10 protein-coding genes are annotated in these 11,163 nt (G+C 59.8%); 1 reads left to right on the top strand and 9 read right to left on the bottom strand.

Features of this window, described 5'->3' with window-relative positions:
* Positions 1-1,007, bottom strand: a 1,007-nt coding sequence (locus tag VEJ16_09190; GenBank protein ID HYB09832.1) for an adenylate/guanylate cyclase domain-containing protein, incomplete at its 3' end; no start/stop codon positions are given.
* A gap of 419 nt (positions 1,008-1,426) precedes the next feature.
* Between VEJ16_09190 and VEJ16_09185 the strand changes: the two genes are divergently transcribed.
* On the top strand, positions 1,427-2,806 hold the full coding sequence (locus tag VEJ16_09185) for an FAD-binding oxidoreductase (GenBank protein ID HYB09831.1): 1,380 nt from the start codon (positions 1,427-1,429) through the stop codon (positions 2,804-2,806).
* A gap of 818 nt (positions 2,807-3,624) precedes the next feature.
* On the opposite strand, the gene VEJ16_09180 is transcribed toward VEJ16_09185, so the two are convergent.
* The 8 genes from VEJ16_09180 to VEJ16_09145 form a co-directional block, all read right to left on the bottom strand.
* Positions 3,625-3,978, bottom strand: a complete 354-nt coding sequence (locus VEJ16_09180) for a hypothetical protein (protein HYB09830.1) — start codon at positions 3,976-3,978, stop codon at positions 3,625-3,627.
* A 75-nt stretch (positions 3,979-4,053) separates the two neighbouring features.
* A complete protein-coding gene (locus VEJ16_09175) occupies positions 4,054-6,432 on the bottom strand; it encodes a TonB-dependent receptor (GenBank protein ID HYB09829.1) in 2,379 nt (792 codons plus the stop codon).
* 129 nt (positions 6,433-6,561) lie between these two features.
* Positions 6,562-7,086 carry a PQQ-dependent catabolism-associated CXXCW motif protein gene (locus VEJ16_09170; protein HYB09828.1) on the bottom strand — a complete coding sequence of 175 codons (525 nt, stop codon included), beginning with the start codon at positions 7,084-7,086 and terminating at the stop codon, positions 6,562-6,564.
* A gap of 105 nt (positions 7,087-7,191) precedes the next feature.
* Complete coding sequence (locus VEJ16_09165) at positions 7,192-7,986, bottom strand: quinoprotein dehydrogenase-associated SoxYZ-like carrier (GenBank protein HYB09827.1); 795 nt, start codon at positions 7,984-7,986, stop codon at positions 7,192-7,194.
* Positions 7,987-8,029: 43 nt separating this feature from the next.
* Positions 8,030-8,956 (bottom strand): quinoprotein relay system zinc metallohydrolase 2, encoded by a 927-nt coding sequence (locus VEJ16_09160; protein HYB09826.1) that lies wholly within the window; start codon positions 8,954-8,956, stop codon positions 8,030-8,032.
* Between the two features lie 207 nt (positions 8,957-9,163).
* Positions 9,164-9,367, bottom strand: coding sequence for a hypothetical protein (locus VEJ16_09155; GenBank protein ID HYB09825.1), 204 nt, complete (start codon positions 9,365-9,367; stop codon positions 9,164-9,166).
* A gap of 389 nt (positions 9,368-9,756) precedes the next feature.
* Positions 9,757-10,581, bottom strand: coding sequence for an inositol monophosphatase family protein (locus tag VEJ16_09150; protein HYB09824.1), 825 nt, complete (start codon positions 10,579-10,581; stop codon positions 9,757-9,759).
* Between the two features lie 148 nt (positions 10,582-10,729).
* On the bottom strand, positions 10,730-11,163 hold a 434-nt coding region (locus VEJ16_09145), incomplete at its 5' end, for an MBL fold metallo-hydrolase (protein ID HYB09823.1).

Here is an 11,163-nt window from a genome sequence, read left to right as displayed (position 1 = left end):
AACCCGACATTGCCGAACATGACATTGCCAATGTGCAGGCTAAGGCCATAGCCTAGGGGCGTCGCGCCATTCCCGTCACGCTCGCGGTTGATTTCGGCCATACGATGCTTGGCGTGGAGCGCCGCCAAGAGCGCCAGCTTGCACGCCTCGGTCGATTCCTTTTGGTTGCGCTCGCACGGGAACACGGCGAGGAAACCGTCGCCAATGAAGCTCAGGATCTCGCCGCCGGTGTCGGCCACGGCGCCGGCGGTGGCATCGAAGAAACTGTTGAGATTGTCGATATAGGTCTGCCTTCCAAGCTGTTCAGCCATCTGCGTGGAATTCCTCAAGTCACCCCAGACGATAGCCGCGCGGGACGTCTCACCATCGCCACGCTTGATTTGGCCGGAGAGAACGCGCTCACCGGCCTTGGCGCCAAGATATGTCGACAATACATTCTTCACTAAGCCGCCGCGCGCCGCGATCTTGCAGGCCACGGCCAAGGAATCCTGGATTCGCAGTAGTCCCTCGATCTCACCGTCGGTGAAGCCGCCGCGCTGGTCGGTGGCCCATGAACCGACCATGCCCTGTCCCGGCTCGGTCGCAAAACTACTGGCGAAGGCGAGATAGTCGGTCAGCCCCTCTTTGCGCAGGTCGTCAAAGACTGGGAACTCGGCGGCGCCGCCGGTGTCGAGCCTTCGGCGCAGATGCTCGAGCCCGTGCCTCATCAGATGATAATACGGGCTCCTGAGGAATCTCTCAGGTTGTCTGCCGTCGATACTATGCCTGAAGGCGTCAACCTGCAGGCCCTGTGCGCGCCGCCAAGTATAACCAATGCCGCGGTAGAGTGGATGCAGCATGGAGAAGGAGAGGTGCACGCGCACAATCGGCACTCCCGCTCCGTGCAGCCGCTCGCAGCAGCCGCGCACGACGTCCTTGAGGTCGGCATCCTTCAAAGCCTGCGCCATCAGCCATTCGGCGGCGCGGTCGACTAGCGTCTGCGACGCGGCACCCTTTATTTCACCCATGCGGTCCTCGAATAAGAAGAGAACGGCTATCTATCTACGCGCGGCCAACAGCACGATCAAGACCACTGAATTGGCCGGTGGCCACTACGAACTCGGGTTCAAGAATGGACTGCCGGAGCGATAACCTTCGAGGCGCGAACTCAAAACGCAGCATAGGTCCGTTTCTGGCACTTTTCGGACATAACACGCCGGCCTTTGGATGTCCGCAACTGGGAGAAAAGCGGACGAGGAGCAAACTCGTCCTGACTTCCGCCTTTGACCCAATTCGGACATCGACAGTCCCTTTCAGCGACCACACACATCGTCCCTGGATCTGAAAGGACAGGCTTTGCAAACTCGTGGCATAACGTGATGCGTTCGACAACCGTAATGAAATAGCCATAATTTGAATCCCGCCAATCGTAGCGTCCAAGGTGAAAATGAACGCAGAGAGAGCTCTTACGGCAGATGTCGCGGTAATCGGCGCCGGAAATGTCGGGATCGCGGTGGCCTATTACTTGGTAGGGCGCCGAGGCGTCCGGGACGTAGTCCTAATCGATGCGCGCGACCCGATGAGCCTCACCTCCGCCCAGTCCGGTGAGAACTACCGCAACTGGTGGCCGCATCCGGTCATGACCGCATTCACCGACGACAGCATTGGTCTTATGGAGTCCATCGCCGCTGCCACCGGTAATCGCATCAACATGACTCGACGAGGCTATGCGCTAGTAACGCGGCGAAGCGATCCCGCTGACTTGATCGGGGAGCTGTATAGAGGCTATGGAAGCAATGCCGACCGCTTAATCCGAGTCCACGACAGGCCAGACTCCTCCACCTACCACCCGCCCGACTCCGCCGCCTGGGACAAAGCACCCGGCGGCGTCGATGTGCTGCGCGGACCTGCTCTCATCCGCCAAACCTTTCCGGGCTATGCGCGGGACGTGCAGACAGTGCTACATATTCGCCGGGCCGGGTCGATCAGCGGCCAGCAACTTGGACAATTCATGCTTGAGGCGATCCGTGCGGCCAGGGGCAGTCGGCTGCGCGGCGAGGTGATTGCGATCGAGCGGACGGCACCGTTCACGCTAGCGGTCAACACGCCAGACGGGCGCATCAGCCTGCGCGCCGCGCGATTAGTGAACGCGGCCGGTCCTTTCCTGGGCGACATCGCAACAATGCTCGGCGAGGCGACGCCAGTCTCCTGCGTCTATCAACAGAAAATCGCCTTCGAGGACCGTGAGCGTGCCATCGCACGAACGATGCCGTTCACGATCGATCTTGATGGTCAGACCTTGCCCTGGTCGGACGAGGACCGCGCAATCCTCGCCGAGGACCCTGTGACGGCTCTTTTGCTCGGTCCTATGCCGGGCGGCATTCATTGCCGCCCCGACGGGACCGAGAGCGGAACCTGGATCAAGCTCGGCTGGGCGTTCAACACCCGGGCCACCGATCCGCACGCGGCCGACCCGATCGATCCCCAATTCCCCGATATCGTGCTGCGTGCCGCAAGCCGCCTGCATCCTGCCCTGAAAGCCTATATCGGGCAACTGCCGCGAGGTGCACGTCATTACGGCGGCTATTACACGATGACTAAGGAGAACTGGCCGCTGATTGGGCCGATGCAGACACCAGGCGCGTTCGTCGTGGGCGCCCTGTCCGGCTATGGCACCATGGCCGCTTGCATGGCCGGCGCCATCGCTGCTGCCTGGATTGTCGACAATACTCTTCCCGACTATGCCCAGGCACTCAGCCCGGCGCGCCATGCGGACACTGCGCTCATGGACGAGCTTGCCGCGCTCAAGTCGCGTGGCGTGCTGTGAACGCGAGAGCCGACAGCGGATTAAGGGCTCGAATGTTCTCGCTGGCTCAGCCACAGCTGTTCCTCCCAGTGGAGAAACTTTAGGCACTCGCCGGCGCAAAATTCGGCTTTCCGAAGCGGTGGCAATAATGCAAGTGTCAAAGCCCAACGAAGTCGGACTCTCGCACCTTTCGGACATGTCACGCCGCCGCCTGGAGGTCTGCTTCTGGGGGAAAAGCGGACTCTACCGGAACTCAGCGCGATGACCGCTTATGACCCATTGCGGACTTTCACCGATCGGCATTCATCGACTGTTTCGGTTTGAATGCTAGCTTTGTCCCGGTTGGACCTATTCCAGAATCTAAACTGTCCGAGCTGAGAGTTTCCAACCAGATCGGCCGTGACCAATGAGGCTCGCACCGTTGACATTTAACATGGCTGCGCAATTGGGAGCAGTTCAGAAGTCAGGCGGCACGCCTTATTGCTGAAAGAAACACTAGCACCGATTTTATTTAAGAGAACTTATAGATCCCCGATTAGGGTAGCCATCGTGAAAACATCGGCGCAGCATAAGGGTGGAAAGAATAACATGGCACGTATCACAAACGCCACACCTCGTGCTTACGAGACTGAATTGTGGTGATGGACATCTGTGACGCCCACCGCAAACTCGAGGCGACCGAAGGGCGTGGCGAAGCGGAAGCTTCTGTAAAGAAATGCTCGCCGGAGTGCGGTGCCACGGAGCTGGAGGGTTCGGACGGCGGTGTCGATGTTGATTGGGAGCACTACTCGCATCGTCGAAATCGCCCTGGAGTGCCGCCGTCAAATGCGAATCGGGTCTCACTTCTTGCAATTTGTCAATTCCTTATCGGAAATCGAGAACGCGTAAGGCTTTCCAGATTTGACATCGACGTTGGCGACAACGCAGGTCCGGCCCTTTTTGTCGATCACCTTCACGTCATAATGTCCCGGCTCGACACCCGTTAGACTCAGGCGCTCGTCGGGATCGACGGACTTGTCGGCGTCGTTCTCACACTGGTTGGAGCCCCATTTTTCCGTGCCGACCGGCGCAAGATAAACTCCCGTAAGCGTTACCGACGTCAGGTTCCAAAAGCGAAGACGTTCGGCCCCATATGCTGCCGAGCAAAGTGCTGCCACAGCGGCGACCGCAATCATCATTCTCCGCTTCGCCATTTTCCACCTCTCCAATAACCACCTAATTATAGAACTCAAAGCAGGCCATTCGGCAACCGCCATCGAGCAAACCATCTAGAACCGCACCCGCACGCCGCCGAATACGCTCAGCGGCGCACCGGGGCCGAGGAAGCGGTTGTTGACGCCCGGGCCGTTCGTGACCGCACCTGGAGGGATTCCGGGAGCGCCCACCCCGGTCGGGTCGCCGTATTGTCCGAATGTGGAGTAGTTCGTATCGGTCACGTTTTGGATGTTGACGAATATCTCGAAATTTTCCGTGATTGTGTACGAGCTATGCAGGTTTAGTACCGCATAGCCGGGGATAGGGGCGTTCTGATTGGATTCGTCCCCGCGCAGGAACCGGTCGCTGAAATAGGTCAGCACCGCGCCGAAAGTCCAACTCGGCGTTATACGATAATCGGCACCGACCTTGAGCTGATTCTCCGGAATGCCAGGCAGATGATCCCCGGGCTGGACGTGGATGTTGCCGTTGGCGTCGGCAAAAGGGTTGTTGGGCGAGGGGAGGGTGAATGACGATTGGAACGTGGCGTCGACGAAGCTGTAGGTGCCGTAGATCGACCATTTGTCGTCTTGGTAGGTGATACTGGTTTCGATTCCCTGGCGGCGCGTCGAGCCGATATTCTCGAAGAATCCCTGGCTGATCGACGTCGCGACGGGATAAATGTCGTCATCCACATCGGTTCGGAACACGCCTGCATTCCATGTGAATTTGCCGGGAAGCGTATCCGGGAGCGTGAATTTCCCTCGCAGGCCCGCTTCGTAGGTATGGGAGATCACTTGCTTCAGCGTGGGCGGGTCGGAAGAGAGCGATGAGGGAAGCAAACACGGCTGTGCGGGATTCGAGCACTCGATCTCGCTTGGCGTCGGTGCGCGGTTACCTTCCGCGTAGCCGGCATAGGCGGTCAAATTGGAAAAGACTTTGTAGGTGGCGCCGATCGCCGGGTTGAAGTGGTTGTAACGGTTAAATCCGGTAAGACTTGAGCCCATATTGTCGTTCAAGGATATCTCGGCAATGTTGTAGCGGCCGCTTGCGGTGACGGCGAGCTCAGGAGTCGCGTTGAAAGTGTCGGTTGCGAAGATACCGTAATAGGTACTCTCCGCGCCGAGGCTGACCGGCGTTGGATTGAAGGCGGTGTTTTCGGGTGTGAAGACGAAGAAGCCGGAAGTCAATACCTGGAGTGAGGGATTTATGACGCCAGGCTGAACTGTCGACTGGAAACCCGTGTCTGAATGGTCGATGCTGCCGCCGAGCACGAAGTTGTTCTCGAGCCCGAACAGATCCCCGGTATAGCTCGTCTGCAACGAGCCGCCGACGCTGATGGTATGAATCGTCTCCCCGTCGTTCTCGCCGATGGGAACGGCGCCGCCATTGGAAAAATCGGGGATCGTGCCGCCATTCGCCGTCATCAGCGGTGTAACGCCGTCCGATTGGCAGAGCAGCCCATTACCGGAGGTGCAGGCCACGAAATTGGTCGAGTTGCCGTTGACAACCGTCTGGTGAAATTCCCGCCGATAGGCATTGCCCTGGAAGGAGAGATCGTCGGTCACATTGTACGATCCATTCAGCGTGACGAACTCCAATTGGTTGCGGTTGGTCTGTGGGCTGGTGAATACCAGCGACCGGTCAATGGCAAGTGTCTGTTCCGGGGTCGTGCCTTCGCCGGATAGAATATTGTTCGCCCCGCTGAAGCTCACGTCGATCGATGCGTCGTCGGTGCGCGTCGCAAAATCCGCGTAGAGTTGCTTCACATAGTCGTTCGAAAATTCCCGCCAACCGTCGGACGCGTAGAGCCTGCCGGCCAGATAGATTGCCAGGCCATCCAGTTGGTGACCGAATTGAAATGTGTTGCTGCGTTGGCTGAACGAGCCGCCGGCCGCTTCGTTTTCGAAGCCCTGATAGGTGAAACCGTTTTTCATGGTGATGACCATGGCGCCGCCAAGCGCGTTAAGGCCGTAAACAGGATTCGAGCTGATCATGTCGACCCGGTCGATCGCAACGTCGGGAATCAAGTCCCAATTCAACGTGTCGCCGAACGCCTCGTTGATGCGCACGCCGTTTTGATAAACCGCGAGCCCCTGGGGCGTTCCGAGCACCGGCGAGGCTTCGAAACCCCGGAAGAGAATGTCGGGTTGGAATGGATCGACCAAATTGTCGTTTGTGTTCACGCTGCTCGCTTGATTCGTGAGAGTCCTGATCAGGCTTGGCGTGCTCTCGCGCGTCAGATCGGAAGATGTCAGGCTTTGGACGTTCGCAGGCACCTTGTCGCGATCGATGCCAACCCCGGGAAGTGGCGTGGTCCCGATCACTTCCACAGGGGGGACGCCTATGATCGACGGCGCTTCGGCGCCCGAACCGGACGGTGCGGTCTGCGCATGGGCAATGCCGGTGAGAGCAAACCCCCCGGCGGCCGCGAGCAGCACGCCCCTGAGCATCGACCTCTCTCCCCTCGTCCGCCCTTCCCTTTTCGGGCGTTAGTGCACGCAACGGGCGGCCGAAAATCCTCTTGTTATTCGACTTCGAAGTGCGATTTTCTGCCTCAACACCATCGTCTCAATCCGCAATCAGGAGGGTGGTGCTTCTGGATGCGCTTCGGCGAGCGGCAGGCCGGCAGCACCCCAGCCATCGGTCCCTTCGGGAAACCAGACGACGTCGGCGTAGCCGTAACTCGAGGCGCGCTTCGTCGCGTTCCAGCTCATCCAGCACTCGGCGAGACAGTAGAAGACAAGCGTCCGGGTCGGATCGCCGTGGGTGGCCTCCGCGAGCCGGGCACGGAACCAGCGATCGAGTTGCTGGTCGATCACCCCGCGGCCGACGTCCGGCAGCCAAAGACTTCCCGGGATATCGAGACGGGGGAGCGGCAGCCAGGGTGTGCCGGGCCGCATGCCCTCTGGCTTGCGTGGTGCGGGCAGGACATCGATAAGGACAATCCCGCCTTGGGCAATCATGCCCTTGAGTTCGTCCGTATGCACAACTCGCCCGCCCGCGACCGTTTCGGGTACAGGTGCGCGATAATCGTCGAGGCGATAGCCCTCAGGCTCCGGCGCGCCTCCTGCGTCCGCACTGCCGTGGGCGATGCAGCACGCCATGATGCAGCACGCCATAATGAGGGAAGGGCACCAGCGGCGACTCACCGTATCCGCCCGCGTTCGGCAAGGACAGTCCCACGCGGGCCGAATGCACGTGACCGCATGTCAGCTTCTGGCCGCGGTAAGGTCAAAGCTTTGCTTGAAAACGGCTGTGGAGCTGTCGTGCATCTCGACGGTGATCGGCGCGGATCCGCGTGGCGTCAGACCAAAGGTGATCGCCGGATCCTCGCTCAAGGAGATATCAGCATCGAGCTGAAACACGAGGTCGTTGCCGTAGGTCACTTTCACGTCCTGGATGTACCGTGCCGGAACGTAGTTCCGGGTCACCTGATCCATTTGCATGCCGTTGTTATTCGGGTGGCTGATTAGGAGCTGGAGCGCATTCACGTCGCTCCCCTCGCTCACGGCCTTGAGCTTCATCTGGCCGAGGCGCGCCATGGCGAGTTCCCGATTTTTGGTCGAGGGTGCTGAACAGCCGCCCGCCGCCTTTACGTACTGCTCCGCGACGAAAAGGTGGCCGTCGGCCGTTTCCGCAACCGCATGCATCAGCGTATATTGGTCGACCCGGACGCGCGTCTTCAGCATATGCGCATCGGCAGCAGGTCCGAAGTGGAACACGCCTGCGAGCGGGGAAGGATTAGCGTCGATTATGATGTAAAGCGCCTTCACGTTCGGGGGATCTGCGAGTGTTACCGAGATCGGCACGAGGGCTGCATCGAGGGCGCGGGCAGGTGCCTCGAGCGTCAACACGCCGGCGCCATCGGTGATGGCACGGTCGCCGAATATGGCGACACGAAGATCGTGCCAGCGTGCCGCTTGCGTCGCGGCGTCCTCCGCGGCGCGCACTGGCAGGTTCACAACCGCGACCAGCAGCACGATGCCAAGGACAATCGGCCTCAAGGCGCGCCCTCCCGAATGCTTCTTCTGAAGTGCGCCATACCCGCTACTCCCATTCCAATTCCTTGAAGGCGGCAATCACATTGCGCCCATTATATTCGTCGAACAAGAGCCACTTGTCTCGCTCGCTTTGGCCCACTGTCGCGATGGCCGTCTCGATATTCCCGCCCCTGGCCAGAAGGGCGCGGGTCTCGCGCAAGAGGACATTGAAGTAACGCTCCTCGTCCGTTGCGGCGGCCGGCCAAGGTACGAAGATCGGCCCGTGGCCGGGGATCGCATGCGCTGCTGGCAGAGACTTCAAATCTTGAAGAACTTTGAGCCAGCCGACCAAACTTCCATCGATCACGGGAATTCGATCGACGAACAAGAGGTCGGCTGCCCATAGAGTGCCGGTTGAGCGATCGAAAATGGTTAGGTCGCTATCGGTGTGTGCGGCGGCGTGTGCGCTCAAGTCCAGGACACGCCCGCCCAAATCGAGTTTGAGTTCCTTTTCGACGAGGAGCGTCGGTACGACGAAATCCCCGGTACCTTTCACGCCGAGTATTTCGGCGAGGCGGCGACGGTCATATTCGCCACGATCGGCAAGCGCACCAGGCATCCGGGCGTGGCCGACATAGGTCGGGTGGTCCGGTGCGAATGCCGCAGCACCAAAGACGTGGTCGGGGTGAGCGTGACTCATGATGACGTAGCGGATTGGCCGGTTCGTCGTGGCGAGGACTGCGGCTCGCAGCCGCTCGCCATCGATTCGGCTGCCTCCGGGGTCTATCACCGCGACCGCATCTGCGCCGACGATGAACCCGATATTGGCGATCATGTCGTTATTAGTGGGTGTCGCGTCCTCCTGCACGCCCTGGCGGACAAAAATCCCCGATGCCACCTCCGTGACCGGGAGTGGGGGAGGTGCCCCGCTCGCATTGTCGAGCGAAGTCAGGAATAGGGCGACGATCAGGCCCGTGAAATGCCGCGGCTGCATGAATTGATTATGAGGTCATCCGTCGAATCACCCCTTGGTCACCCCGGCCGCGAAAGTGGATTCGACGCTAACCCGCGCGTCGCCTGTAGGTCAAGCGCCCGGGCAAGATGTCAAGTTGACAGGTAATTTATGTGCACAAATGGGCCCGGGCCGCAGGGAATGCTGCTTCGCCGGACAGCAATGGAGGTCGACGCTGGGCCGGGTGTTTTACGCCTGTTTCTCTGGCCGGGCGCCAAACTGGCACTTCCATCCCTTGAGGCTATATTTGACGCCGTCCCCGCTCATGGTCAGATAGTCGCTCGCCAGTTGCTGTGCATGAATGAGGCAATCGGCGATATAGACCTCCTGGGAAATGTCCTTGCACTGCGTTGGGTCGGAAAGGAGGCACAGGACGAGAATGAGCTGGGCCATCGAAATGGTTCCTTATGACGTCAATTGTCGAACATGTCTGGGAAATCGACCAGCCGATGCGGAGTTGCGCGAGGCCAGCTTCTCGGCGAATGCCGATCCGGCAAAATGCGCTTCACGCTCGACAAATGCGGTCACGGCAATGTGACGCGGCATGGCCCTCCTCACAAACCGGCATCGGAGAATGCTCAGGCGTCTACGGTAGGAAACAATGGTTAACAAGCCCTCTCCGTTCCGCGAGCACCCGCTCGGATGACCTTTCAGCTCGTGCAAGGAGCGTGCCCATTTGGCTGGAGTGTTACGATCGCCTTCGATCAGCCTTGGACTCGATCGCACGATTTTGAGACCTGTGAAGTGCGGCGATTATTCCTCGCGAGCCGCTGGATTTTGGATCATTGGTCCCGACGCGGGCCACGCGCGGCGGGCAAAAGCAGCGCCTGCAATGCACGCCATGAAGGCTCATCCGTGGCGGCGAGAATCTGGCGGTCCGGAATCGCCGTATCGTATTCAGCGCCATCGAGAAATCTGGCGACACCGCCGGCCTCTGTCATGATGAGCACGCCCGCCGCGTGATCCCAAGGCAATGAGCGAGGTGAAAGAAAAAATTGCTTTTGCTGCCGCGCGATCTCGATGTAGTCCACGGCACCACACATGGCGTTTCGCAAGGCTCCAACCTGACCGGAACGCATTAGGATGTCGCCCGCAGGGACTCCACCGGAAAACTCGCCGTAGGCGGCCCCGATCATTTGCGAGAGCGGTGCGGCATCCGAAACCCGCATTCGTTCGACACCGCACCAAGCACCTCCGCCCTTCACCGCGGTAACCGTGACGTTTTCAAGCGGATCGTGGATCCACCCGGCGATGGTTTTGCCAGCCACGAGGTAAGCGACGATGATGCCGAAACCGCGCCGGCCATGGGCGAAGTTGAGTGTCCCGTCTATCGGGTCCAAAAGCCAGACCGGTGTTTCCTTTGAAATAACATCGAGAAGCGAGGGGTCCTCCGTCGCGGCCTCCTCACCGACCACGAGCGTGTCCGGAAACTCGCGCAAGAGGTGCTGAGCAAGCGCACGTTCCGCCGCGATATCGGCGGCAGTGACCAAATCCATGGGACCCGATTTTTGCCGCACCTCATCTTTGCCGAGCGCGCGGTAGCGCGGCAAGATTTCGTCCTCGGCAACGCGTCGAACGATACGCGATATGGTATCGACATCGATCATCGAGTACAACGCGCCGGGCGAATGCGGTTGCACGTCAGTACGACATGGCTTGTCTCTCGTACCGATATCGCAGCCGCCAACGCACTCATCGATCCGGTTTTCACTGCTTCGGTCGAATTGCCCGGGATACCAGCGGGGCGCATCGGCGTCACAATGCGATCTCCAAGCCGTCATGCGCCACTTCCCAGCCGGCCGCCAGCGCTTCTGCCCGTTCCGGCGAGTCGTCAAGGATCATCGGGTTGCTGTTGTTGATGTGTACGAAGATTTTTCGCTTGACGCCGAGTCGCGACATGGCTGCGATTGTGCCCGTCGGACCCGAAGCGCTCATGTGCCCCATGCGGGTGCCCGTTTTGATGCCGAGTCCTGTCGCAATCATTTCGTCGTCGCGCCAAAGTGTCCCATCGAAGAACACGAGTTCTTCGCCTTCGATTCGTTCCGCGAGTTCTGGCGGCATCGATGCACAGCCCGGAATATAGTGAAAGCGCTTGCCGTCGCCCTCCGAAGCGATTTCAAGGCCGACCGTGTCGCCGGGTCGTGTGCCGAAATCTGATCCAGCGCCGGGGTCCTCCGCATAAAGCGCGA

Source organism: Alphaproteobacteria bacterium (assembly GCA_035625915.1).
Lineage (GTDB): Bacteria > Pseudomonadota > Alphaproteobacteria > JACZXZ01 > JACZXZ01 > DATDHA01.
Note: the sequence above shows the minus strand (reverse complement) of the source record. Positions and strands in the feature narration are given on the sequence as shown.

What these genes read in the sequence shown, in the direction of transcription:
- VEJ16_09185 (HYB09831.1), top strand. Translation starts at nt 1,427, where the DNA reads ATGAACGCAGAGAGAGCTCTTACGGCAGATGTCGCGGTAATCGGCGCC.
- VEJ16_09175 (HYB09829.1), bottom strand. Translation starts at nt 6,432, where the DNA reads ATGCTCAGGGGCGTGCTGCTCGCGGCCGCCGGGGGGTTTGCTCTCACC.
- VEJ16_09155 (HYB09825.1), bottom strand. Translation starts at nt 9,367, where the DNA reads ATGGCCCAGCTCATTCTCGTCCTGTGCCTCCTTTCCGACCCAACGCAG.
- VEJ16_09160 (HYB09826.1), bottom strand. Translation starts at nt 8,956, where the DNA reads ATGCAGCCGCGGCATTTCACGGGCCTGATCGTCGCCCTATTCCTGACT.
- VEJ16_09150 (HYB09824.1), bottom strand. Translation starts at nt 10,581, where the DNA reads ATGATCGATGTCGATACCATATCGCGTATCGTTCGACGCGTTGCCGAG.
- VEJ16_09180 (HYB09830.1), bottom strand. Translation starts at nt 3,978, where the DNA reads ATGGCGAAGCGGAGAATGATGATTGCGGTCGCCGCTGTGGCAGCACTT.
- VEJ16_09170 (HYB09828.1), bottom strand. Translation starts at nt 7,086, where the DNA reads ATGGCGTGCTGCATCGCCCACGGCAGTGCGGACGCAGGAGGCGCGCCG.